The following is a 23,862-nucleotide window of genomic DNA, read 5'->3' as shown; positions in this document are numbered from 1 at the left end:
CGAGACCGAAAAGCTCGTTCGAGGAGCCTACCGCAGCCTTGCGTTGATGAGACGCGCCAGCCTGGCGCCCGCGAGGGCGACCTGCTGCTCCGCGATCCGCTTGGCGTCGGCCTGATAGGCGTCGGTCAGGGCGAATGGCCCTGCACCGTCGCCGATTGGCCCGATATAGACCGCCTGCTCCGCCAACTGCTCGCTCTCTTTCACCCAGGTCGCCGGATCCTCGACCGCTGCTGCAGTAGCATCGGGCAAGGGCAGGGTGGCCGCGAGGGCCTCGGCATCCGACGGGCCGCCGCGATCGCCGAGCAGGCCATCCCAATAAGCATGCAGCTTCGCCCCGCATGTGAACGCGAGGCACACCGTCTCCTTATTGCCGCCCTGATCGCCCTTCGGCATGCCGCGCGAGAACCGCGATGTCGCGTGCAGCGGCTGGTGAACATCGCCGACCAGATGGAGCAGCCACGCGAGATCGTAGGACTTCACGTCGTCACTCGCCGAATTGGACGCGAGGGTCTGACGGAACGCCTCGATCTGCGTCAGCGCGTTCGGCGCCCGAGGCGATTCGCCAGGCGTGCCGTCGGACGAGAACGGCAGGTCGACATAGTGCCAGTAGTCGTGGACAAGGTGGTCGGAATAGCCGACGTTCGCCGTCGCGTCGGTGCCGTCCTGCGCGATCGAGCCCCGCTGGTAGTTGTTGCTCCGCTTGATGTCGTCGGCCCAGGTCGCGGCATGGACGAAGGCGGCGCGATCCTGTTCCGCCGCCGGCACGCCGCGCACCCAATTGTCGAAATTCGGATTGAGCCGCAGGAGTGCGGCAGCGCGCGCTCGCGCGGCGGGCGTCAGGCGATCATAGGCGACCGCTGCGACGGTCATATGGCCCATGTCCCACCAGGCGCGGGCAGTGGTCGTCGACAGAGCGAGGAGCGCGACGGCTGAGGCGGTGCGAAGCAATGTCTTCATCATGATCATTTCCTACTGAAACGTACGCTCCGTCACCGATGCCGGCATTCCGCGACAGGCGGATGACCGCTCAGCGTGCCGGCCGTTCGGAGCGCCTTGGGCTTCCTTCCGGCCGTCTCATAGCGTAAGAACAAAAAAAGAACAACGGAGATGCCGCATGGTCCGCCGGACTTCCCGATCTGACGCCTTCGTCGACAAGCCGCGCCTCCTCGAGGAGCTGCGAGCATGCCGCGAGGCGGTCATTCGGGAGCAGACCCGGATGCGGGTCGGCGGCCCGCTCTATTACGCGGGGGAGACTGTCATTGCGGCGATAGACGCCCTAGCGCTGATGCTCACCGGGCAGCACTTCTATTTTTCAACGCCCATTGCGCCGAGCCGTCAGCCGAAATCACCGGAGTCCTCGGACGGCTCGTGAGCGGCGCGGTGGCGATTGATTGAAAGAGAGATTCGAGCGCGAACATCCGGGAAGCCAGCGCGAGCCACTCGGGAAAATTAACCTAGACCGCCGCTGTAAGACATTCTCATAACACAAAAATCTCGACTCGACACATTTTTGCTGCAATCGTTAAGCCTCAGGCAAATGCCGTGGGGACTTCCCTGCGCGGCGCGCGGGTTGTGACATGGAACCGTTTACGTCCGACCAGAAATCCCTCCATCGTAAGGCGATGGAGGATCAGGATATTCTGAGCGGCCAGTTTTGGGGCGAGCTGCGCGTGTTCCTGGCCGTCGCGAAGGCGCGCTCGTTCAACCGCGCGGCCGAAATGCTCGGGATGAGCCACCCCACGGTCAGCCGGCAGGTCAAGCGATTGCAAGACCTCATGGGGTCGCAGTTGGTCGTGCCGACGAAGCACGGCTTGATTTTCACCGAAAAGGGGGAGTTGCTCGCCCAGTCGGTCTGCAAATTAGACCAGCAGCTCTTCGCGCTCAGCAGCGGCATCAAATCAAAAGCGGGGGAAATAGAAGGCGTCGTTCGCATCAGCATTACGGACGCTCTCAGCTCGATTTTTTTGGCGCCCAGCTTAGAGGCGTTCTCCCGAGAGCATCCTAAAATTCAGGTCCATCTGAAGACGCCGTTCAACATCACGGATCTGAAGGAAAATCAGACGGACATGATGGTCGGCTTCAAAAGCGTGGACACGGGGGATTTGGCGCTTCAGCCGCTCGGAAATTTGCACTTTATTCCGATCGCCGCAAAAACCTACATTCGAAATTTCGGATTGCCGACGCAAGAAAACATCTCAAGTCACCGGTTCATCCAATCGGATTTCTACTCGGCGAGAACTGGTCTCTGGGATAGCTGGCTCGACCTTTGCGAGCGCGGCACGATCGCACACTTCTGCGATCATCCGTTCGCCTACGGCATGCTGGTCAAATCAGGGATGGGGATAGGACTGCTTGCGAGCTATACGGTTCTCGAGCCGAGTTCCGTTCCATTGAACCTCGATGCTCGGATTTCGGTGCCGATGTATTTGATCGCCGTGCGTCAGCGACTCGATTCACGTCCCGTGCGTCTCGTTTTTGATTGGCTCTCATCTGTTCTTGGACCCACCAACCCATGGTTCGGGAAAAAGTTGGAGCTGAACGCGAGGCCATCGGCCTATGACCATGGTTTCCGATTGCTATTCAATATCGACGAATGACGTCAGTGCATTCCATTTTGGGAACGATCCAGTGCGCTAAATTCCAAAATCCGCTCGACTTTTTCCATCAGGTAAGTCCGTTCGAGCGCGTCCATCCCGCTGAGGCGGTCAGATACATGCCGCTGAATCGCCTCCCAATCCGGGCCGTAGAGAGCGACGGCCTCATTGCACAGGTCAGCGAGCAGCGTGCGCTCCTGGTCCGGCGTCGTCGGGTGTTTGTCGTCTGCCATTTTTCCCGCCTTGTTCGAACGTTTTTGAACAACCGATGAAAATAAGCACTGTTCCAGGACTTTTCGCATTCATCCACTATCGGCCATGAAGTTTAGCTCACACTTTCTGGGGCTTAGGACATGGCGGACACTGGCTCTTACAACCACATTCGGGTCGAAGTTATAACCGAGTATGAACAACTCCTCCACGCTTTTGCCGTTCGCAGCATTTGCTTCATGGAGGAGCACGGCGTTCCGGCGCGTCAGACGTTCGATGGCAACGATTATCAGGCGACGCATGTGATCGCCTACGCCAATGACGAACCGATCGGAACCGCGCGTCTGAGGTGGTTTCGGGACTTCGCAAAAATGGAGCGCACCTGCTTCCGAAAGGAGCATCGCGGTCCGCGAGTCCTGCAATATTGCTCTCGGTTCATATTCGATCATGTCGCGCAGAAGGGCTACGAGCGTCTGGTCACCCATGCGAAGCCGAAATACGCGCGAATGTGGCGCAGCGTTCTGGGCTTCGAGCCGGTCGCGGACAAGGAGCCCATGCGCTTCGAAGGGGAGGCCGAGCCCTATCTCGAGCTGGTGAAATATCTCGATCCGCACCCCCGGCCTGTCTCGGATCAAGCGAGCATCGCGGTTCTCTTCAGGGTCGAAGGAAGATGGGACACCCCTTCTCAATACGAGAGCCGGACTTGAACGAAAAACTACAAGAAGACAAGACGATGGATGATTTATACCGAGAATTTTTGCAGGAACTAACGACAATTCATGTCAAAATGATCGAGCGACTATTGAAGGAAGAGCCGGCGCCGATCCTGGCTACATTCTTCATGGACTTGGGCCTGACCTACATTCGTATTTCCGACAATTTGCGAAATTCTACGACTGAAGCAGACGAGCGTAACGCATAAAGCGTAACAGTTGAGTGGAGGCGACGAGAATGGTGCGGCATGCAAAGCCAGGTAAAAATGTGAATGACGACTCTGGGATAAAGCCGATATTGAGCATGCTAGATTACATAAAGCCCGAGGTCGAGAGGATAGACCAGGCAGCATCTTACTTTATCGAAGCTGCTAGATCGCTCCTGCGTGCTCGCGCCGACTTGACTTCGCAGTGCGTTCAATGCGGAGCGATCATCAAAAGTGACGATTCTCATGCGGGAAAGTAGACGCGCTACGCTCCAAACGATCAGCGGAGAGCATTGGAATTCTGCGAGGTCCGATTGAAACGCCACTTTCTGACGACATCAGGAATCTGAGTTTCAAAGCCCGGAAACCGTTGGATGAGGTCCCGTTCGATATGAATAAGCCCGCGGCGCGCGACAACAAACGAAATCCGATCTTGTCGTAGCAGTGTGAGGGTGAATGTCAGGGCGGTGATGAGCGCGTCCTCTGGGTCTAAGCTGTCTGTATGCATGACCTATGATACTATAGCGCGGCTCAGCGAGAATTCCTGATCGGCAGCAATCCACAGCGATCTTAAAAAAGCAAGCCGCCCCACCAGTTTCACTGTTGGGGCGGACAAGAAAGCTTACGTAGTTCAGGATGGGTCGGGCTTTCGCCAAGGGATCTTCATGATCGACAAGCCGAACTTTGTGCGCTCGATGAGCCAGCGGCAAAAATCGATACCAGTCAGCCCGAGAACAAAACCTGTAAGGCCCGGGACAGCGTCCGCGGGTACGAGGGCGGGATCGACGCCGACCTGCCGATAGAGCCAGGACACCCCAGCGCTCACGAGCGGCGAGAAGATCGGGGTGCCGACGAAGCTGAAAGCGCCGCCTGCGAGTCCCGCGACGAGGCGTAGGGGCCAAGGGCCATTGAGCAGCAGAGCGCTTACCCCGGCGCCGGCCATGGAGCCGACGAGCGGTGCGACGTGATAGGTGTCTGGCTCGGACATGTCGCCCTCACTTTCTCGCCATGCCGGCGAGCCCTGCGTCTCTGGCGTGCCGCCAGCGCACATTCGCAGCGTGGCGCTCGCCGCAGCTAGTCAGCGCGACGCGATCACGGCCCCACAGCCGCTCGACCTCGCCGGCGGCGAGCGCGCGTGGCGGCAGCGGCGAGGGTTTCTCGCACGGCTTATCGAGATCGCCGGGTGCCTCGGCGCGCGCCAGCTCGCGCACCGGCTCGGTCAGGCTGCTATCGGGCGAGTCTTTCGAGGCGCATGACGCTGTCGCGAGTAAGGCAAGGGCTACGATCGAGAGCGGCGGACGCATCGACGGCTTCCTTCAGTTGGATTTCGAGATCGAGATTTTTGCGGGCGAGGGCGTTCGATTCGGCGCGGCCTGCGGCGTCGGCCGCGCCGATCGCCGATTCGCGCCGCGCATGCTCGGCGTCGGCCGCGCGTTGGAGCTCGAGGCGCAGCGCTTCCGCGCGCGCCGAGTAGGCGGCGCGCTCATTATGGCCGATGACGAGCCAAGTGAGGCCGGCGGCGACGGCGGCCGCGCCGATCGGCGTGCGGACAGCGGCGAAGAGCGCGTCGAGCGCGCCCTTCACCAGCATGGGGAGGAGGGCGAAGATCGGCATGGCGCGCCCTCAGTTGATCGACTTGCGGCGAATGGCGAGCCAGCCGGCGTAGAGCAACGGGGCGCCTATGCCGACGGCGAGCCCGATCGCAACGGATGCTCCAACGACTTCCGCGGCCGTTTTGATGATCTCGAGCATGGCGCTCACCTCCCGATATTGAGGCCGAACGCCGCGTCGTCGACGCGCGCGGCTTTGACGAGCGACGCGCCGCGCCAGGCGCGCCAGACGAAATAGGCGGCGGCGGCGGAAAGGCCGACGACGGCGAGCAGCGGCCAATAATCGCGCAGCGCCTCTAGGGCGGAGACGCCGCTCTGCACGGCCGTCGCGGCCTCTTGCGCCTGGTCGGCGACATCCTTGATCTGCGACAGAGCGGCCGTGGCGCCGGCGACGGAGACCATTGCGCCGGCGACGCCTTGCTGCGCCTGATCGGCGCCCTTGATCGTGCGCGAGCCGGCCGCGCGAAGGTCGCGCACCGAAGCCGGGGGCTCCGCTGGCTCGACGCTATCCTGCGCCGCCGTGGCGCGCGACGTCTCACGCGTCAGAGCGCGCAGCGCGCGGCGCGCGGCGGCTTGGCGATCGACCAATCCATTTTTGCCGTTATTGATGCGCTTCGTTTGCACGACGACATCGCCGCTATCCGCTGCCGGCATGGCGCCGAGCAGCACAAAGAGAGCGCACGCGCATTCGAGCGCGTGATCTGGATGCATCAGCCAGGCACTCGCGACTTCGGGCGAGACGCCAAGCTTCTTTCCCAGCTCGACGGCATTGTCGTGGCCCGTCGACTGCAAGAGGCCCTTTCCACGGTTGAGCCATCCGTCATCCGTGCCGGCGCGATTGCCCATTCTGCCGCCATAGACCTTGTTCGCCAGCGCGCGCGGATTGTGCGCGAAGAGCGCCGCGCTTTCGACAGTCGGAAAGCGCTTCGACCAGACCTCATGTAGCCGCTCGGCCGAGTAATTCAGATTTTCCTCGAGCGTCGTGAAATTCGCGGTCTCGACGCAAATATGCGCGAGCAGTGCGGCCTGGCGCCGGATCGTCGTGAAGCCCCACGTCGGGAATTGATCGTCCGCATGATCCGCGATCATGCCGATGATTGCGGCGTCCGGCTTCTTCTTCGCGCGCGGGTCTGCGGTCGCGCGGATGACGGCGTTCCAATCGGTCATTATCCACCTCTGGGAAGAGCGCGCATGGGCGCGCGAAAGCGCCGCGAGAATCGCGGGCGCGATGCTGTAATGTCAGGAAAGCGCTGGTCTATACGCGGCTTAGCCGAGCTCGGAGGTCGCCGACGACTGTGAGATGATGGAGCTGCTACGCCGTCGCAGCGACAGCTGCCTTCGCGCGGCGTTGCCAACGCTGGGCGAGACGCCGTCCTTTGGCGATCATGGGCCGTTCGATGGCGTGATACGTGACGGCGGCGAGCGCCGCTGTCACCGCCAAGACTGCGCAGAACATCAGAACGAACGATAAATTATCGTCCATGAGTTTTACGCTGCAGGCGTCGCCGCGAAGCTTGCAGATCGCGTTATTCACTTTGATCGCTGCCTCGATAATGGCGAAGTGCCAGAGATACCCTCCGTAGGAGACCTTGCCGAGCCATGCCATGGGCCTGTTTGCTATTGCCTTCGCGGCGCCGCTGCCGAGCCCGACGACCAGAGCGCCGAAGGCCGCGGCGTAGATGAAGTGGCGCCCGAAGAAGTCTTCCGTCAGGGGCATGCCGAACACGCAACATGCGGAGCCGATCACGCAGGCGACGCCAGCCGCCCTTGGGGTGACGCATTCCTGCAATGCTCGATAGGCGGCGGCGCCGATCAAGAAAGCCGGCAGCTGGCTCGGGAATGCGAAGTAGGTGAAGGATTCCAACAGATAATCACCGCCTTCGGAGCCGACGTAGGCCCGAAACCAGAAGGCCACTCCAATGGCCGCTGCGAAGGCCAGGGCGGTCGAGGCGAGCGATTTCAGGCAAGGCGCGACGAACGGGAAAATGGCGTAGAAGGCCATCTCCGCCGCGATCGACCACCCGCCAGGCACCACGCTATTGACCGTTTGCGGGGCCGCGCCATGCACAAAGGCCACTGTCGACAGAACGTCGCCCCATGAAACGCCATCGGGCGCCCAATATCTCGGGCGCAGGCCGTAGATCCCGAGGTAGGCGACGATGGCGAGCCAAAACATTGGCGCAATTCGGAAAAGTCTCCGCACATAGAATGCGCGAACGCCATCGCGCCGGGCCTCCCATGACGCCATCATGGCGAATCCGCTGACAACGAAGAAGAGCTGGACCCCGTATCGTCCGCTGCTCGCGAGCGCTTGCAGTGGGCCGGTGAAGCCGATGACGGCCTGGCTCACATGGACCGCGATCACTCCCAAGAGGGCATAGCCGCGCAGTGCGTCGATATATTCCAGGCGCTCTGCCGCGCCGCTCGGCCCGCTCATGAACTTCCTTCGATGAAATGCGAAGTCGGGGCAAGCTATGCGATTTACAGGATGTGCCGCAAGCCGGCGCTGCCCGTTTAACCCGGCGCCACACGGTTGAGGTTGCCGTCGAGATGCCAAACCATGCCGAGCCCGAGTTCGAGGCCGGTGTAAGGTGCAGTCGGCGGAGTGAACGCTCCCGTATAGTGGTCGTCGAACCAGATGGCGACTTCGTCGATCGTGCCTGCGAAGACGTAATCGCCGGGCGTAGCGAGATCGATTGTGCCGATGCCGAAGCGCGCGTTTCCGGCGATGCCGCTGACTTCGTTCATGACCGTGCCGATAAGAGCGCCGTCCAAATAGAGGGACGTGAGGAAGCGCGTGACGACAAGAGCCACATGATGCGTGTTGCCATCGGTGACGACTGGATTAGTTCCACCCCCTGACGGTCCAGTGCCGTTGACGTAGACACTGCCGCCGCCGGAAGGCGCGACGTTGCCGACCAGTTTTCCGTCCGTGGCGACGCCGATCCACCCTTTGTTAGGTTGACCGCAGATCACTTGCACCGTGCTGGGCGTGGTGGATGTTTTGAAACGCGCCTCCAGCGTCCAGATGACGCCGGGTGTGATGCTATCGTCAGGGTCAGCCGAAAAGCCATAGCCCCCGGTGAGGCTTTGACCGAAAGAGGTGGGCGACGCCGCTGCATAGGTCGGGCTCGTCCCGGTGAGCGTGGGCAACTGGTAGACAATGCCGTGGAACGAGTCAGAGAAGCGCCGACCCAAAGTCACGCTGCCGGCCTGCGTCTGGTGAACCCCGTCGATGAGATCGAGATTCATCGGCTGACTGTAAAGCGCATTGCGCGCCTTGGCGTATTCGAGCTGAGCCTGCCTGATCTCGTCACGCTGGATGTTATAGCCCCACGACGAGCTGTTGATATTCGGGATCGCGCACAGCAACAGTTGAAACTGCGAGCCGCGCACGACATTGTGAGCCTGCAGATCGGCGATAACCAGGGCCAGATAGCCGGCGTAGGTGGCTCGGTCCATACCGTTGCCAGCGTCCGTGTGACCCTGAAACCAGATGAACGCCTCGAACCCTCCAACCGCATCCAGCACGGCGCGTAGCGAGGCGACGTTGTAAGCGTCGCCGCTCGGAACCCACGTCGATATCCACGATCCTCCGACTGCGTGTCCGACGAGCGCGCAGTTGACGCCGGAAGCCGCGACCTCGCGACGCAGGAACTCAGATGCGAACGTGCTGTCATAGTTTGTGGCGTCGGCAGGAAGCGCCCACGCCGGCGAAGACACTGTGCGGGACGAATCTTCGTAGGTCGCGTAAACTGAGGCATTCGGGCTGATGGAGACGCTGAGTGATGAATTGGTCGCAGTGTCGGTTATGCGCCCAAGCATGCGAACAGCCAGCGATTGTCCGGCGAGACCGATGACGCGGCCCATGCCGATTTTCGTCATCCCGAGTTGCCACGTCGTTCCATCCCCCGACAAGTCCAGATAGAACCAGCCAGTGCGAGCATCGACGCCCTGAATATTCAGCGTCTGCGCGCCGGCGACGCGCGTCAGCGCCGCGCGCCAGGGCGCTTGCAGGATCGTCGAGCCATCTGCCGCTGAACGGCACCGCGCCCAGATTTGGCCCGGCACCGAGACGCTGGCGGTGATAGCCACCTGCCCGAAGCCGAGGCCGCCACCGCCGCCGGAAGCCGTTTGGCGCTGATAGACGCGGTAATCGGCGGCGAGCTGATCCATCGCGAATGTCGCCGGACTAAGAAAGGCGAGGTCGACATTGGTCGCGATTCCGACATCGGCGCCGATGATCTCGGCCATTTTGCGAAACAGATATTTGTTCGGGTGCAGGCCGTCCATGAACCAGACGCCGCGGTTGTTCACCGTGTCGGTTGGCGACGTCCAATAGGGCTCGACGCTCATATCGGGCGACGTCGCGCGCATGAGGTCGACGCAATGGACCTCATAGCGGTCACAGCATTCGACAACGGCCCGTCGCTTGCGTTCCCAATTTTCCGCTTGCGAATAAGCATTCGCCGAATCGATGCGCTTTTGGGGGAGCGAGGTCGCGAAGACGAGAACGGGCTTCAGCAGGGGGGCGATCTTTGCGTCACGCTCCGCCTCCGTCTCCGAGCCGGTGAGATTGGCGCGAACGCGAATATTGTCGTAGCGAGCCTTGAACTTGCGGATGATGTGGCTGATCGCTTGGATGAGCGTCGAGCCCGCATAATCAGCGCTAATATCCGTCTCTGGGACGATTGACTCGCCGGCAATGGCGCCGAAAGTGCCGACCGTGCCGGCCGCGCCGGTGTCATTGCCACCGATCAGCACCACGACAACCCTGGCGCCATAATCCCAGATGCGTTGTAGCTGAGCGTTCGCGGCGAGCTGCGCCGTCGTATAGCCCGAGAAGCCACCAGCGTAGACGCTGACGCCCGTGAGATCGGCCATCGCATCGGCGTATCCCGTATAGTCTGCGGACGAAAGACTGTCGCCGTAGAGCAGGATTTTGTCGGTCGCTTGGAGCTGCAATTGCCGCGGCGCCTTGAATGGCGCGAGCGCGAATTTGGCATTGGCCGTGGCGTTGACCTCGCCCCAGACGCGGCCGACCGTTACGGGCAGGCGGGCGGTTTGCGTCGGCGTCGGATGAAAGGAGGCCGACGCGGTCGAAATGCGCACATATGCGGTATCAGCGGGCGCGACTGCGACGCCCTCGAACAAGTAGGCCAGCAGACTGCCGACGACGCCGCCCACGACGGAGGACAAGAACGTCCCCGTCTTGTCGAAGAAGCAGATGCTGCCGACGAGCGAATGGCCCCAGAGCTTATATGTGATGGCGTCTCCGGCCTCGACGGGCAGGAGGCTCGTGCACACCCAATTCGCGTCGGATGTGAAGACGCCCGTCGGGCCGAAGTATCCGACGTTGGTGGCGTAGTCCATCAGCTCGACGGCTTGGCCGCTATCGACGCGATCAGAGAGCGCTCTCAACGCCTCCCACGTCGCCGCCGACGTCGTGACCAGCTTGACGGTTTGCGCGAGCGTCGGTTGAAACGCGGTGGACGCCGTGGAAACGCGCAGATAGGCGGAACCGGCCGGCGCGCGAATGGCGCCGTCGACCACATCGGCAAGCGGCGCCACCGAGGAGCCGATCTTGGCGGAAATGAACTGCTTGTTTGCGTCGTAAAAGCACACGTTCCCCACGGCGGAGTTGCCGTAGAGCGTGAAGATGATTGTGTCGTCCGGCGCGACCGGCAGGAAGCCGCTATAGATCCAGTTGGTGTCCGAGCTTGCGAGGACGCCGGTCGCTCCAAGATAGCCGGAGCTCGTGGCGCGGCCGATCAGCTCGACCGCCTGACCGCGCGTAGCGAGATAGAGCGGCGCTCCGCTGATCGAGCCTCTGAACGATGAGGGAACGGCGCCGAGCGTGCCGTAACAGAACCGGACGAAAGCCGTGGAAGCCGGCGCTGTGAAGGAGCCGCTATAGATCGCCGAATTCGAGGCGCTCACATGCGTCTCGAGCGCCGTCGCCGACGCATTATAGAAAGTGACGGAGGAGACGCCCGTGTTGCCGAGGCCAGAGAAGACATAGACCTCTCCGGGCGCCGCTTGCAGCATCGGCGACGAGCGCCAATTCGCGTCGGTCGTAGAAAGGGTGCCCGTAGTGGTGACGTATTGAGTAAGCGTCGCCAGCGTGGAGATATCGGCGACGATCGTTTCGGCCTTGCCGAGCTGCGCGGCGATGCTCGGGTCGATTGTCGGGTCGCCTTTCCAGCCCCATCCGCCCAAGCCATCGGACCCAAATGAGCCATTCCGGTCAATCTGGCCGCCGATATCGGCGATCGGAGATTCATCTGCGCCGGGGCTCGAATAGCGGAAGGTCGCATAGTCGACCACAGTGACGGCAACGTTGCTCGCCGCGTATCCCGATCCTCGGAGGGCGCGCACGCTGACCTTATCGCCGGTCGTCAGGCTGTGCGGCGTCTCGGTCACAATCGTCGCGATGTTGGACGCGCGGCTGCGATAAGCGGTCTTGGCGACAATGTCGGAAACAACGTCGGCGCGAACGTTTGCGGGCGCCGTCGTCACTGCGAGCATGTCGCTCTTCAGCGCAAAGATGAGCGCAGCTCCGGTCAGGATTTTCCAGGCTGTTCCGTCATAGCCGTAGAGCTGCGCTTCATCGAGCACATAGGCCGAGAAAATCGCAGTAGGCGTCGTCAACGTCCATGCCGACCCGGACCACTCGGCAACCTTCCCCGCCTGTCCGCTCCAAGCGCCTGTGGCGCCGGCCGGCACAATCCATCTTTGACCCGCCGACGGACTGACGGGAGGCGTGGTGAGCGTGCGCGATTGCACGCCCGTCACCGGCGCTTGGTAGCGCGAAAGGATCTCTGATGCGATAGAAGAGCCGAGCGCACGAAGCTCTGGTTTCGCCGGACGATTGAGCGGCGAATCCGAGACACCGGGAGTCACACGATCGCGAAACGCCGACGCGAACAGCGCCGCCAGATCAGCCATTTCAGCCTCTGCTTTTTGGATTTCGTCAGGAGACGACGATTGTCGCCATATCCGAGAAGGGGCTGACCTCGCCGTAGGGCGACGTGAGCCATGCCTCGACTTGATAGGTCCCGAGCACGAGAGCGTCCGTCTCGCGCGCCCACCGGCCGAGGATCGTATCCGCGATCGACCACGCGCTTTCTGGTGTGGTCACGCGGCGATAGTGGAAATGCGGAATCAGGACGTCATTGCCGGGGTCGGCGATCGACATCTGGATGAACTTCTGGCCGGCCACTGTGACCACCGAAAGGGTCGGCGTCGCCGGCTTATCGATCGCTGGCCCGGCAGGCACGGGAACAGCAACGGTCGGATTGACGGGATCGTTCGGCGGCGTGACGTTATCGAATGCGTCATTCGCCAGCTTGATGACCTTGATCGTTACGCGATTGAGCTGCGGCGTCACCTCGATAGGGCCGTCGAGCCAAAACTTGCCGGAAAGGCCGATCTCTGGACAGTCGAAGCGCAAGACGCGCTTGCGCCTGGCGCGGAGCAGGGACCATCCGCCTATGATCGTGCGCCGCTCTTTGCAGTTCACGCGGCGCATCGAGCGATGTGCGAGCCGATAGCTCTGCGAGAAGCTCTGTATGGCCTCGTGCTGGAGCTGGGCGACCTGCTCTCCGATCGCGTCATAGGCGGCGTCGTCGATCACCGCCGGGCCGTCGTTGTTCTGAAAATTCATCCGCGGCTCGACATAAATGCCGACGAACTTCGACGAGGCGGAATAAGCGCCGCCGACCGGATCACGCGTGACGGCCGAGACGTCGCGAAGGGTGAACGTCACATCGGGCTCGAGATCGTCATAGATCCAGTAGGCCCATTTCCCGAACTCGGTTTGATAGAAGAATCCGTCGCATGAGATATCGATGCGATCCTCGACCGCGCGGCGCTCCTCCGCCGTGTTGAACTGCATATCGCAGCGCGCCCAAGGCTCATTATCGCCGTAGAAGTTCGGCGTCGGCTCATCGCAGCGATCAGCGGCGGCCGCGAAGCTGTCCCAATCGATTTCGTCTTCGGTGTTGCGAAACCCAGCCTCGTGGGTGCGGTGCCAAGCGCGGCAGATCGCCGGATTGCGGGAATATTTCCAGGTGGATTTATCCCCGAAGCTCTGCGTCGGGTCTCGCGGATCGTAAGCGAGCGCTGCGCGCCGAACGAAGCGCCACTTCGGAAAGCCCTCGGGATAGACCTTGAAGCGATCGATCGTCTGATATTTCGTCGCCACCATATAGGCCATGGAGAGGCCGCAGCATTTGTGGTCGGCTCCCCAGTTGATGACGGTGGAGGCGTAATCCGGGCGAACGCCGAGCGGATGATCACCGAAGAATTCCCGCAAGAGCGTCGAAGGCCGGCCGGCATCGGTCGCTTTGCGGAACTCGACAAACACGCTCGGGGCCGTTCCGATCGGCAATTGCTGAATTTGGCCTTGCCAATAGATATAAGAAAAGCGCTGCGTATATTTGATTCCGGAATGCGGCCACTGCACGCCATCGCCGAAATCGACGCTGCCGATCGAGGTCGTCGGCGCGCCATAGGCATAGGCTGCGGAGCCGCTCGAGAGCGGCAGCAGCTCGTTATCGCAATACCAAGCCTCAACTCCATCGATCGGCCCGCAGTCGATGACGGCGGCCATTCCGAGCCAGCTGTTTTCCAGTTCGTAAAAGCTAAAGTCGCCACCGTCCGAGACGAGACCGAAGCCATAGAAACGATTGGCCACCGGCGATGCGCGCGTCATCATCGTCTGCGACGGCGGCAATTGCGGCAGCTGCCCCTGCTGGCGATGGCGCGGCGCGAGCGCCAGGGCGGCTCCAGCGAGCGCGCCGGTGACGATGACCGTGGCGGCGATCGTCGAGAATGTGACCGCGCCGAAGGCGGTGGCCGCTGCGGCCGGCACAGCGACCTCGACGGCCGCCGCGATCAGCGGAACGAGCAGCTGCGGCATGTCAGCCGGTTCTCCACGCTGCGAGCACGACGGGATCGCAGACGATGAGCAGCCGGCCGAACGACGCGGCGACGCAGGCGTGACGCGCGCGCATGGCGAGGGCGGGGGCCGCCTCTTCCTGAGCAATCAAGACGACGTCTCCCTCGCGGGCGTCCCGCGGCGCGATTTCGCGCGCGCCGATCGCTTCGGCGGCTGCATGCACGCCGAGCAGCATCCCGCGCCGCCAGAGCGAGAGCTGTCGCCGTCGCGAGAAGGGCACAGCTACGCCTCGCGCGCGCAAACAATCAGCCACTGGCTCGCTGCATAGAGAGTCCGCACGCAGCGGGTAGGACTCGAAAAAGGCGAGCACGTCGCCGGCGGCGTCAGGAGAAGTCGAGCGGTCGCGAATATTGCACCAACCCCACGCGCTCGAGGCCGCGGTCACCCGCATGGCGCGCGCGCTGATCGATATCGGTGATAAGGCCATGCACGGGCCGCCAGCGCATTGAGCCCAGCGGTTGCATGGTGAGAGTTATCGTCGAGGTTCCATCGTCGTGATTGAGGGACGAGGTGAGCTTGTCCATCTCGCGCGTCGCCTCGAGGCTGACGGCCGCGAGCTTCCATTCCTCGCCGGCGACGCCCGTTCCGAAGGCGAGGATGAATATCTCGGCTTTGCGCCCTCTCACCTCGTCGTCCTGGCTTTCGGCGAGCGCGAAATAGCGAGCATCGAGCCCCGAGAGAACGATCGTCGTGGTCTCTTTCGGGCGCCCATAGCCGAATTCGAGATTGCTGATCGTCCCGACGCCATTCGCGCCGAGAAAGATTCGGTCTCCGACGTCGAGCGAATAGCGACCGGGCCAAACATGCATTGTCTGGCTCTTGAAATAGAAGGTGAAGCCGAGCGTCATATGCGGCGTTGCGTGCTTGTCGTGCATCGCGAGCCAGTCATCGAGATCCATCATCACCACGTATCCTCGATGAAATCGAGCGAGACCACGCCGTGAATTCCGAGATGCAGCGATCCGAGAGTCGTGCGCGCCTGTGTGATATCGACGCGCATGCGAATGACCGGGTCATAGAGCTCGACCTCGTCCCCGGCGACGAGCGCCTCGCGCAGCGGCGGCCAAACGGAAATCATCTTGTCGCCGCTGTCATCGATCTCCTCGAGGTCGAAAATGCCGTAGCCGCGCTCCCCGAGGCCGATGAATTGACCGGCCGAGAGCAGAGCGCCGTCGGGCGGCGTCATGCGAAAGCGTGTGGTCATTTGCTCGGCCGTAGCGGCGACGACGCCGGGCGCCGATACGCCAGCGAAGAGGGACGAATCCGAGAACGTCGTTCCGTCAGAAAACGGCGTCGGATCAGATGGTGAAAGCGGAGCCCGCCGCCAGTCCCACATGGGCATATAGAGCGCGCCGCTCGTCGCGATGATGCGCAACAGGATCGCGCGATATGCGAATATTTTCCAATCATGGATCTGGATATCGACGAGGCGCATCACCCATAGGCCGGCGTCGTTGCGCACGCGTAGCGGGGCGCCAATGGCGGGGCGGGGACCTTGAACGAAGGGCGCCTCGACCATCGGCTCGATCTCCACCGGCGCCAATTGTCGCGGCCACCGCGGTAGAGCTGGATCGACGAAGTTCATGCTCGGTTTTGCCGATCCTGGACGATGTCGAGAATGTTTCGACTATAGTTTTGCAGTGCACCGGAAACCTTGTGGTCGATGAGGATGCTGATTTCCCCGTCGGTCAGGCGCTTTGCGGAGACATCGGTATCCCGCCCGCGCATATTCGTGATCTTGATGGATGTGCCGCGATCGGACGCGTGGGCCGCTGCCGCCCCGCTGCTCGCCATATCGCTGGCCATCTCGATGCCGCGCTCGCCGGCAATCCCCCATTTTCCTTCAGGGATCATGCCGCCGTCGGCGAACATCCCCGCGAACTTGTGCATCGGTGTGATTCGCGCGGGGCCGGAAATGATCTCAGGCCCGCGCTCACCGACGATTCCCCACTTGCCGGAGGGAAGGCTTCCTCCTTCCGCGAACATGCCGCCGAATAGGCTGCCGATGCCGGAGAGGAGACCGCCACCGCTGCCGCCGGCGCCGCCGGAAAACAGTCCGCCGATCGAATTCATGAGCCCAGAGAGGAGATCGCCGATCTTCGAGAACAGCTGGTCGAACACGCTCGTCAGCTTCGAGAACAGGCCGCCGAGGCGCTCGCTGACGCCATCGAAGAGACCGCCACCCTGCGGGGTGCTGGCGTCTGCCGTCGCGCCATTCTCTGACGCCCCCGACTTCGAGAGGAGAGAGCCGACCCCACCACCGGCGGCGCCCGAGACCGTGACGCTGGCGGCGGTGACGTTCATTGCGCCGACCGATTGCACCGCGCCGCCAAGTCCGAGGATAGAGCCAACGGCGCCGACGACGCCATTCTGCGCCGGGGCCGTCGCGAGCGGCGCGCCCGTTTGCGCCGGCTGCGCCGCGCCATTTCCGCCGAGGCCGAAGAGCCCCGACAGCCCGTTGAACGCCTGCCCGAACAAGCCGCCGGGCGCGCCGTTTTTGCCGGCGAGCCCGAACGCCTGTCCGAACATCCCCTCGCCAGTGAGCAGCCCGCGTAGCGCCGAGCTTTCGAGGCTCTTCAGGAGGCTGGAGAGGGTGTCCTTGAGGTTTTTGCCCTGAACGACGACCTGATCGAGCGAGCTGGCGAGCATATCGCCGAACTCGCGCGCGACGGCGTTCACTTCCTGCTGTTTCTGCTTCAGCTCGTCGAGGCGGTCTTTGTAGCGCTGCGTCGCGCCGGCGGCGGCTTCGATCTGCGCGCGCTGTGCATCGGATAGCGTCAGGCCCTCGCGGTCGGCCGTTTCTTTCGCGCGCGCGAGCGCCACGGCCTGCGCGCGCTCGACATTGCCCTTGCCCCAATTCTCGACCTCGGCGCGCGCGAGCGCCTCGGATTGTCGGAGGCTGTCCAGATAGCGCTCGATGGCGCTTTGCCGCTCACTCGCCGCTGCGCCGCGGCTCCCGCCGCCGCCTTTCGCCTCTTCGTCGAGTGCAGACCGAAGCTCGCTCTCCTTGCCGACGTATTCGGCCGAGTTCGGCGAGACGCCTTGTGTCTCCAGTTCGAATTTCTGGCGGGCGAGCTGCTTTTTGCGTTCCGAACCCTGCGCCTCCTTCGCGATTTCTGCGTCGATGCGCGCGACCTGGACTTTCAGCCGCTCGTCGGCGAGCTTCGCCTCTTCGTCGCGCAGTCCCTGATTGATCTCGCGGATTTTGGCGGCGCCGGCCTCGGTCGAGGCGACATTCGCGCGCTCTAGGTCCGCACGCTGGGCTTCGAGGGCGGCGATCGTCTCGCGGTGGCGTGCGACCTCGTCCTTATCGGCGTCATGCGTCGTGTCGATGTTCTTCTTCGTGCGATCGTAGCTTGCGCCGCCTTCGATGGCCTCGTTGGCCTTCTGTGCGGCCATGCCGTAGGCCGCGGCGTTGGCGCGCGCCTTGACGAGCTGGTCATTGAGCTGCGCGACATCGGCCGTGCCTGTCACGAATTCCTTCGTTCCTTCTTCACCAGCCTGCTTCAGGCGGTTGAGGTTCGCGGTCGCATTGCCGAGGCGCGATTCCAGGTCTTTGACCTGCCCGGTCGCGTCCGCGAATTGCGCCGACGCCGCGCGAGCGGCTGTATGCAGGGGATAGAGCTTGTCGTTCGCGTTCTGCAGCGCGTTGGAGAGGGCTTCTCCACTCAATCCCTTCGCCATCTCGGCGCGGATGGAGCGAATAGCCGAGACGGCGCCGAGGAGCTTCTGCGCGGCAGAGCTGCCGGCGAGCGCCAGCTGTTGCAGCGCGCCTTCGAAATCGCCGCTGGCGCGCGCTGCGGCAAGCGCCTCATCGGCGAGCGCGCGCGTTGTGCCGCTCAGAGAATTGTGCGCGGCGTCGAGCAGGACCGCCTCTGACTTTTGCCGCACGAAATCATCTGTGACGAGCTGGAAATAGGTCGAGGCCTGCCGCTGCGCGTTGCCGCTGTCGAGCACGCCCTGCGCCGCCTGGCGCTGGGCTGCCGTAAGGCCGAGGTTTGTGGAGATGAGCGTTTGCAGTGACTGCTCGGGCTGCTTCAGCGCGCCGACGAGCCCCTGCACCATATCGACGCCCTCGGCGCCGAAGGCGTAGCGCTCGGAGCGCGCGAGATCGGCGAATCCGGCCGCTATGTCCGTCGTGACTGCGGGAAGCTTCGCGATCTCCCCGGCGAACTGGCGCGCCTCGTCGGCGGAGAGCGCGGCGCCCTTGCCGACCACATCCCAGGCGCTGGACATTCGCGTGAGCTGCTCGGCCAAATGCCCGACGGCCTCGGTGGCGCCGCCGAACGCATTGACCTGACCGCCGAGCGATAGATCGTCGGCGAGCTGCTGCGCGGCAATATGGACTTCGCGGGCGCGCAGCTCGAGCATCGCGAATGCCGCGGCGGCAGCACCTACGGCAGCCACCGCGATCGTCGGGAGCACGCCGATTGCCGCGGTGAGCCCCTGCAGCGGATTGATGACGCGATCGATCTCGTCGCCGGAAAATCCAGTGTTATTCCATGCGAAATCACGAACGCGGTCGAGCCCGGCGTTGAATTTCTCGACGCTGACACTGGCGCGCTGAAATCCGGCCGACGCGCCATCCGCGCCCGTCGCGATTTCCTTGAGCGGGTTCCCGCGTGCGACGCCGGCTATGTCCTTTTGGAGCTTCGCGACGGATTCGCTCGCGCGGGCGACGCGCTGGCCGGCCTGCTCGAACGCCGCCCCGGTTTGCTGCCCAGCGGCGGCGGCCTGCTTGCCAGCCTCGGCCGCGCCGGCGCCCATGCTGCGGAGCTGCGTCTGCGCCTCGGCGAAGCCGGCCTTGAGGCCGGACGTGTCCGCCTGGAAGCGATAGACGATCGCGCCGACTTCGGCTTCAGCCATTGCTCTTCAGCCTCCCCTGATCGTCGAGCTGCGCGAACAGCGAGGCGACCTCCGCGCGCGTCGGCGCGGTGACGCGCCCGGCTTTCCGAACGCCGCGGCTTTCGAGATAGCCGTCGCAGGCTGCGAAGAATTCCGGCAGCGTCATGCGCCAGAAGTCATCAGGGCGCATGCGCAGATGGCCAAGGCCAATGCTCATCCAGACGCGCCAGCGCTCTCGGCCCCCAAAGGGGGGGCGGCGCCTTCCTGCGCTTCGGGCGAGGCGGCTGCTTCGAGCCCCGACGCCCGGAAGAGCGACTGGATCAGGTCGAACACCTCATTCGGGCGGAGCGTTCGCAGCGCCGCCAAACGCGCAGGCGTCAACTCGAAGTCGTTGCCGTTGAGGATCGCCTCGAGAAATTTGAGAGCCGATCTCGCGCTCACGCCCCGGCCGGCGAAAACCGGCGCCTGCTCGAAGCTATCGACTTCGAACGCGTCCTCGATTTCGGCGAGCGCGCCGAGTCCGAGGCAGATATTGAGCGTCTCCTCGCCGAGCTGCAGAGAGACCGCGCCACGGACCTTGTTCGCCATGGGCCACCTATCACAGCGAGAGGGCAGGCAGCGCGATCGCCGCGAGCGTGAGGTTCGTGATGGTCCCGCTGTTGGCGATCGTCACCGTTCCCGTTGCATCGATATAGGCCTGCGGGATCGGGATCATCTTGTCGCCCGTCGTCGCCGGAATGGTGACCTGGATCGCCGGGATGGTGACCGGCCCGACGCCGGGAACCTTGAAGCTCGTCGGAGACACCGGCTGAATGGTGACGGTGGCTGTGGCGGCATTGGTGTTCTTGGCATGCAAGAATAGGCGTTCGTTCCCCGACGCGCCCGGGATGGTATCGGACGACGTCGCGGCCTGATAGCTCGGCGTCGTGCCGCCGGGGGAGATGTTTTGAATCGTGAGGGCGGACATATCAGCGCTCCTTTAGAAAGCTGCGGCCGGGATCAGGAATAGGTGAAGGTCGGCTGGCCGCTCGACATGAGTTTGACCGTGAAGTCGGTCGCATCGTCGTAGGGACCAGACGATTCGTAGCTGTCGACGAGGAATGTCGCGTCGATCTGAATGCCCGGCGAAGCGAGCCGCATTGTCTGAAGGGTCGAGGTTGCCGCGGCTTGAAACAGCAATTTGGCGGTCGCGTCCTGCTGATATCGCCCGGACGCATCGATCTCGAGCGATTGGACGCCCGCATTGCCAAGAAATTCTTGCCAGCGGCCCTGAGAGTCGGCGGTGGTCACGTCGACGTTGGTGTTGTTCACTTTGAAGCTGCGCGTCCTCAGTCCGGCGACGGGCACGTAGCTGCCGCCGGACAGGATCGAGAGCGCCCAGAGGCGGCCTGCCTGTGCTGTCATGTTCGGATGCTCCTGCGGGAAAATTGCCGCGCTTGACCCGGCCGGCGCGGGGTTCAGGTATGGTCGACGAGCGCGCGCACGGTCACCACGCCGTGAAGCGTCGCGCCGTCGGGATCGCGATAGGGGCCGATCTCATTCGTCACGCGGATCAGCGTGCATTTGAAAGGCGACGCGAGCGTCAGGCTCGCGGTGTGCAGTGTCTGCCGGCAGAGCGCCATAATGGCGCGCGCCGTTCCGGCTTCTGGCGTCTGTGAAGCGGGCTGGTGATAGATGTTCAGGTCGAGAACGACCTCCTGCCCATCTTCCGTCGCCGTCGACCAGTCATTGGAGCGATGCGCGATTTGGACGTAAGGCGTTGGGCAGCTCGACGGCGCCCAGGTCATAACCCTGTTGCCGACGAGCATGCCGGCGAGCGCGCTATTCGCGAGGAGGGCCGAGCGGACCGCCGCGATGAGCGAATTTCCCGCGTCGAGCGGCTGTGACGCTGCCATCGGCGTGAACTATGCGCCAATAGCCCGAGCGACGGAATCGCTCGAAAGTGAACTCGGAAGAGACCTGCCTCGTCTCGCCCCATGTGCCGACGACGACAGATTCGCGGGTCGCCTCGACGAGATAGCAGTCGAGGACTTCCACGCCGAATATCGGCTCGCGTTCATTTGAGGGCGGCCTTGACATAGGCGTCGATGACCTCTGGTCCCTGGCGCCGCGCCTTGTCGCCGGCCGGTCCGAGATAGGGGCGGGCGGCCATGTCGTAGGTGCCGAATTCGAGAGCCATGGCGTAGGGCGCATCCGCCTTGAGATCAACCGTATTCGCGTCTGTTGCTTCCGCCTTGATGCTGGCGGCGAGAAAGCCGAGATCATTCGCGGGCGCCTCTCCATCCGCCGAGGCTCGGTGCATCGTGTCGCCGCGCTTATAGAGCTTGCCGGTCTTTGGACCCTTGAGGATGCTGCGCTGCGCGTCGGCCTGCGCTTTGAGCGCGAGAGCCATGAGCCCGTCGCTCGTGCCCTTCTGAATGGCCGCCATGATGTCGTTTTCGACGCCTTTGGCGATATCGTCGAGAATGTCGACCTCGATCATGCGTTGATCTCCGCCAGATAGACCGTCAGGAACTGACGCTGCTCGGTTTCGTCCGTCACGCCCTGCACATCGAACCGTCGCCCACGCCACATGACGCGGCTGTTGGTCGCGATGTCGGTGCGATAGCGGATCGTCATCTCGTAACGGCGAATCGCATCGTCGCGGCCGGCGCGCTCCACCTGGGCGGCGCTCAGCGGCCGCATCCGCGCCCAGCAGGTCGCGACCTGTGTCCATGTCGTCGTGATGTCGCCGACGCCATCGACGGTTTGCGTCTGCGCGTGGATCGTGACGCGCTCGCGCATCGCGCCGACGTTCGACGCTTTCACTGTAGCCTCACCGCCCGATACGAGCCGAGGATCGCATCGATATGGGCCGGGAGCTTGCCGACCTTGCCTTCGGCAACGGGCTCACGGTTGTCGTACCAGTGCTTGACGAGCATCTTGATCGCCAGGAGCAAATCGTCCGGCACGCCGGAGTAGGGGGCTGCGTCGAACCCGGCCGTGAAGCTGATTTCGATCGCGCTCCTCGGCGCCATGACGATCACAGGCCAGATTTTCCCGAGCACGCGCACGATGCGCCCGCGCATGTCGGAGACCTCGGTGTAATAGATCGACGGATCGACCGTGACGAAGGACCCGTAGGCGTCGCGCAGCTTCATCTGCGTGACCGCCTGAAACGGCCGCTTCGGGATTTCGATGACGCCCGACGGCGAGACCATGGAGAGCGGAGCCTCGCGGACACCATCCCACCACGGGGACGATAGACCGCCGCCGCTCGTCGAATCCGGCCAGCGATCGAAGACGGAGACCCAGCTCTGCGTGAGAAGGGCGAGCCCGGTCTCCTTTTCGACGCGCCGGCGTGCGGCGGCGATCAGCGCCGTGATCAGGATATCGTCGTCGCCGAGGTCGACGCGGGCGTAGGCCTTCGCGTCGGCCAGCGTCACAGGCTCGCTCGCCGCATCGGTGACCAGGCGAAGGCGCGCCGTTTGCGAGATCATGATTGCGGCGCAGCGGGATTGGTGGCCGGCTCGGCGGCGACCGAAGCCGCTGGAGTGGCTGCCGGGATCTGCGTAGCACTTTCGAGCGCAGCCGTGGAGGCGTCCAGATATTCGGCCGTCTTTTCGAGCAAGGCGTCGTACTCGGCCTGCTTCTTGGCGAGATCGGCCGCCAGCTGCGCCTTATCCGCCGCGAGCGAAACGATACTCGTGGCCTGCGCAATCGCGCGCTGAAGGGCGTCGCTGTGGCGCTGCGCCGCGGCGTCGTATCGGTCCTGAGCTTGGGTCATGTGGCTCTCCATTACCTTCCGTTACCTTCCATTAGGCCTTAGGCGGCTTCGGTGCGGCGCCGCTTTGCGCGGCCTTGACTGCTTCTAGGGCGGCTTTCTCTGCCGCCTCCTGGAGGGCCTGCGCCGCCGCGGCGTCCTTGGCGCGGCGCTCGGCCTCTTCGAGTGCGCCTTCCTCGGCGGCGGCGTCGGTCTTGGCGTTGCCCGTCACCACTATGGCGGCGAGCGTCTGTTTGTGGGTCAGGTCGTCGGCGAGCGCGTCGGGGACGTTGTGCTTCACCTCGTCCTTGCGCCACATCTCTGTGTCGTAGCCATTGGGGCTGACGAGCTTGTCGATCAGCATTTTGATCGTCTTGGGCATGAGAGCCTCGAAGCTTGGAAAGCGAGGCGCGCCAGATGGCTGGCGCGCGATGATGCGGCGCGGTCAGATGACCGGCATGATGTTCGGGTAGCCAAGCACGCCCCAGAGCCCGACCAGCGTGCCCGTGCCGTGCGTGCCACCGAATGTGATCGTCGCCTCGAGGTAACGCTTGGAGCCGACGTAATCGACGCGGAAGGGGTCGGTGTCGGCCGCCGCCTTGGCGGCATTGATGAGGCGCACGAAGCCATTGGCGTCCGGCGCCTGCGCGAATGCCGTGCCGGCGAGATTCTCCGCGCCGAAAAGGACAGCGTTCGCGCCGACGACGTTGAACGTCGAATTGTCGTCGGATTCGCGGAGCTTCAGCGCCAGATAGTTGGTGCCGCTGAAGGTGATGCCGCCGGCGCCGACATGGAAGGCGAGCTGAATCGCCTCCCAAATGCGCGAGTTCGTATTGCCGCGATCGATGACGACGGCGCTTGCCGACGAGGTGAGCGTTGCCTCCGCGACCAAGCGCTTCGGCTTGATGATGGAGGAGAGGTTGCGCATCATGGCGATGAGCCTTTCGAAAGAGCGTTGAGGCCGCTGGCCGAAGCCGGCG

Annotated in this window: 29 protein-coding genes; 4 read left to right on the top strand and 25 right to left on the bottom strand. The window is 63.3% G+C overall.

All coding sequences use genetic code 11. The features are described 5' to 3' along the window. Positions 1-27 precede the first annotated feature (27 nt). Positions 28-960: a S1/P1 nuclease gene (locus tag METLW4_RS0112440; RefSeq protein ID WP_245258447.1), complete on the bottom strand. Its 933-nt coding sequence runs from the start codon at positions 958-960 to the stop codon at positions 28-30. A 154-nt stretch (positions 961-1,114) separates the two neighbouring features. On the opposite strand from METLW4_RS0112440, the gene METLW4_RS0112435 reads away from it, so the two are divergent. Together METLW4_RS0112435 and METLW4_RS0112430 are read left to right on the top strand one after the other, a co-directional pair. Next, entirely contained in the window at positions 1,115-1,372 is a 258-nt protein-coding gene (locus tag METLW4_RS0112435; protein WP_018266544.1) for a hypothetical protein, read from the top strand. Positions 1,373-1,577: 205 nt separating this feature from the next. Continuing rightward, entirely contained in the window at positions 1,578-2,597 is a 1,020-nt protein-coding gene (locus tag METLW4_RS0112430) for a LysR family transcriptional regulator (protein WP_018266543.1), read from the top strand. 2 nt (positions 2,598-2,599) lie between these two features. On the opposite strand, the gene METLW4_RS0112425 is transcribed toward METLW4_RS0112430, so the two are convergent. Continuing rightward, positions 2,600-2,827, bottom strand: coding sequence for a hypothetical protein (locus METLW4_RS0112425; protein WP_018266542.1), 228 nt, complete (start codon positions 2,825-2,827; stop codon positions 2,600-2,602). 120 nt (positions 2,828-2,947) lie between these two features. Here METLW4_RS0112425 and METLW4_RS0112420 point away from each other — a divergent pair, with 120 nt between their 5' ends. Next, a complete protein-coding gene (locus tag METLW4_RS0112420; protein WP_026191463.1) occupies positions 2,948-3,511 on the top strand; it encodes a GNAT family N-acetyltransferase in 564 nt (187 codons plus the stop codon). Next, complete coding sequence (locus METLW4_RS0112415) at positions 3,508-3,726, top strand: hypothetical protein (protein ID WP_157235100.1); 219 nt, start codon at positions 3,508-3,510, stop codon at positions 3,724-3,726. The genes METLW4_RS0112420 and METLW4_RS0112415 overlap by 4 nt, the downstream gene beginning before the upstream one ends. Positions 3,727-4,354: 628 nt before the next feature. Here the strand turns inward: METLW4_RS0112415 and METLW4_RS0112405 are convergent. From METLW4_RS0112405 to METLW4_RS24790, 23 genes are all read right to left on the bottom strand, one after another. Beyond that, positions 4,355-4,711, bottom strand: coding sequence for a hypothetical protein (locus tag METLW4_RS0112405; RefSeq protein ID WP_018266538.1), 357 nt, complete (start codon positions 4,709-4,711; stop codon positions 4,355-4,357). Positions 4,712-4,718: 7 nt separating this feature from the next. Beyond that, positions 4,719-4,934, bottom strand: a complete 216-nt coding sequence (locus METLW4_RS24820) for a hypothetical protein (protein WP_018266537.1) — start codon at positions 4,932-4,934, stop codon at positions 4,719-4,721. 16 nt (positions 4,935-4,950) lie between these two features. Continuing rightward, positions 4,951-5,337 carry a hypothetical protein gene (locus METLW4_RS0112395; RefSeq protein WP_018266536.1) on the bottom strand — a complete coding sequence of 129 codons (387 nt, stop codon included), beginning with the start codon at positions 5,335-5,337 and terminating at the stop codon, positions 4,951-4,953. Between the two features lie 9 nt (positions 5,338-5,346). Next, positions 5,347-5,475: a hypothetical protein gene (locus METLW4_RS28775; RefSeq protein ID WP_256377841.1), complete on the bottom strand. Its 129-nt coding sequence runs from the start codon at positions 5,473-5,475 to the stop codon at positions 5,347-5,349. Between the two features lie 5 nt (positions 5,476-5,480). Then, positions 5,481-6,500 carry a hypothetical protein gene (locus METLW4_RS26525; RefSeq protein WP_018266534.1) on the bottom strand — a complete coding sequence of 340 codons (1,020 nt, stop codon included), beginning with the start codon at positions 6,498-6,500 and terminating at the stop codon, positions 5,481-5,483. A 145-nt stretch (positions 6,501-6,645) separates the two neighbouring features. Beyond that, positions 6,646-7,770, bottom strand: coding sequence for an acyltransferase family protein (locus METLW4_RS0112380; RefSeq protein ID WP_018266533.1), 1,125 nt, complete (start codon positions 7,768-7,770; stop codon positions 6,646-6,648). Between the two features lie 77 nt (positions 7,771-7,847). Next, the gene (locus METLW4_RS0112375; protein ID WP_083919268.1) at positions 7,848-12,281 is read right to left on the bottom strand and encodes a DUF2793 domain-containing protein; all 4,434 of its coding nucleotides are present in this window, start codon (positions 12,279-12,281) and stop codon (positions 7,848-7,850) included. 25 nt (positions 12,282-12,306) lie between these two features. Then, positions 12,307-14,256 carry a hypothetical protein gene (locus METLW4_RS0112370; protein WP_018266531.1) on the bottom strand — a complete coding sequence of 650 codons (1,950 nt, stop codon included), beginning with the start codon at positions 14,254-14,256 and terminating at the stop codon, positions 12,307-12,309. 1 nt (position 14,257) lies between these two features. Beyond that, the gene (locus METLW4_RS0112365; RefSeq protein WP_018266530.1) at positions 14,258-14,470 is read right to left on the bottom strand and encodes a hypothetical protein; all 213 of its coding nucleotides are present in this window, start codon (positions 14,468-14,470) and stop codon (positions 14,258-14,260) included. A 148-nt stretch (positions 14,471-14,618) separates the two neighbouring features. Then, a complete protein-coding gene (locus METLW4_RS0112360) occupies positions 14,619-15,197 on the bottom strand; it encodes a hypothetical protein (RefSeq protein ID WP_018266529.1) in 579 nt (192 codons plus the stop codon). Then, positions 15,197-15,814, bottom strand: a complete 618-nt coding sequence (locus METLW4_RS0112355; RefSeq protein ID WP_157235098.1) for a hypothetical protein — start codon at positions 15,812-15,814, stop codon at positions 15,197-15,199. Before METLW4_RS0112355 ends, METLW4_RS0112360 begins: the two co-directional genes overlap by 1 nt. 62 nt (positions 15,815-15,876) lie before the next feature. Further along, on the bottom strand, positions 15,877-19,161 hold the full coding sequence (locus METLW4_RS0112350; RefSeq protein WP_020493740.1) for a hypothetical protein: 3,285 nt from the start codon (positions 19,159-19,161) through the stop codon (positions 15,877-15,879). Continuing rightward, positions 19,154-19,357: a phage tail assembly chaperone gene (locus METLW4_RS24810; RefSeq protein ID WP_018266527.1), complete on the bottom strand. Its 204-nt coding sequence runs from the start codon at positions 19,355-19,357 to the stop codon at positions 19,154-19,156. Before METLW4_RS24810 ends, METLW4_RS0112350 begins: the two co-directional genes overlap by 8 nt. Next, positions 19,354-19,728 (bottom strand): GTA-gp10 family protein, encoded by a 375-nt coding sequence (locus tag METLW4_RS26520; RefSeq protein ID WP_018266526.1) that lies wholly within the window; start codon positions 19,726-19,728, stop codon positions 19,354-19,356. Before METLW4_RS26520 ends, METLW4_RS24810 begins: the two co-directional genes overlap by 4 nt. Positions 19,729-19,738: 10 nt before the next feature. Continuing rightward, entirely contained in the window at positions 19,739-20,107 is a 369-nt protein-coding gene (locus METLW4_RS0112335) for a hypothetical protein (RefSeq protein WP_018266525.1), read from the bottom strand. A gap of 32 nt (positions 20,108-20,139) precedes the next feature. After that, the gene (locus tag METLW4_RS0112330) at positions 20,140-20,544 is read right to left on the bottom strand and encodes a phage tail tube protein (RefSeq protein ID WP_018266524.1); all 405 of its coding nucleotides are present in this window, start codon (positions 20,542-20,544) and stop codon (positions 20,140-20,142) included. 53 nt (positions 20,545-20,597) lie between these two features. Beyond that, the gene (locus tag METLW4_RS24800; RefSeq protein WP_043331837.1) at positions 20,598-21,035 is read right to left on the bottom strand and encodes a DUF3168 domain-containing protein; all 438 of its coding nucleotides are present in this window, start codon (positions 21,033-21,035) and stop codon (positions 20,598-20,600) included. A 161-nt stretch (positions 21,036-21,196) separates the two neighbouring features. Beyond that, the gene (locus METLW4_RS26515) at positions 21,197-21,622 is read right to left on the bottom strand and encodes a hypothetical protein (protein ID WP_018266521.1); all 426 of its coding nucleotides are present in this window, start codon (positions 21,620-21,622) and stop codon (positions 21,197-21,199) included. Beyond that, on the bottom strand, positions 21,619-21,948 hold the full coding sequence (locus METLW4_RS0112310) for a phage head closure protein (protein ID WP_018266520.1): 330 nt from the start codon (positions 21,946-21,948) through the stop codon (positions 21,619-21,621). Before METLW4_RS0112310 ends, METLW4_RS26515 begins: the two co-directional genes overlap by 4 nt. After that, positions 21,945-22,619, bottom strand: a complete 675-nt coding sequence (locus METLW4_RS0112305) for a head-tail connector protein (RefSeq protein ID WP_018266519.1) — start codon at positions 22,617-22,619, stop codon at positions 21,945-21,947. The genes METLW4_RS0112310 and METLW4_RS0112305 overlap by 4 nt, the downstream gene beginning before the upstream one ends. Then, positions 22,616-22,906: a hypothetical protein gene (locus METLW4_RS0112300; protein ID WP_157235096.1), complete on the bottom strand. Its 291-nt coding sequence runs from the start codon at positions 22,904-22,906 to the stop codon at positions 22,616-22,618. Before METLW4_RS0112300 ends, METLW4_RS0112305 begins: the two co-directional genes overlap by 4 nt. A 31-nt stretch (positions 22,907-22,937) precedes the next feature. Beyond that, on the bottom strand, positions 22,938-23,264 hold the full coding sequence (locus METLW4_RS0112295) for a hypothetical protein (protein WP_018266517.1): 327 nt from the start codon (positions 23,262-23,264) through the stop codon (positions 22,938-22,940). Between the two features lie 63 nt (positions 23,265-23,327). Beyond that, entirely contained in the window at positions 23,328-23,813 is a 486-nt protein-coding gene (locus METLW4_RS24790) for a hypothetical protein (protein WP_018266516.1), read from the bottom strand. Positions 23,814-23,862 lie beyond the last annotated feature (49 nt).

Source organism: Methylosinus sp. LW4 (assembly GCF_000379125.1).
GTDB lineage: Bacteria > Pseudomonadota > Alphaproteobacteria > Rhizobiales > Beijerinckiaceae > Methylosinus.
Note: the sequence above shows the minus strand (reverse complement) of the source record. Positions and strands in the feature narration are given on the sequence as shown.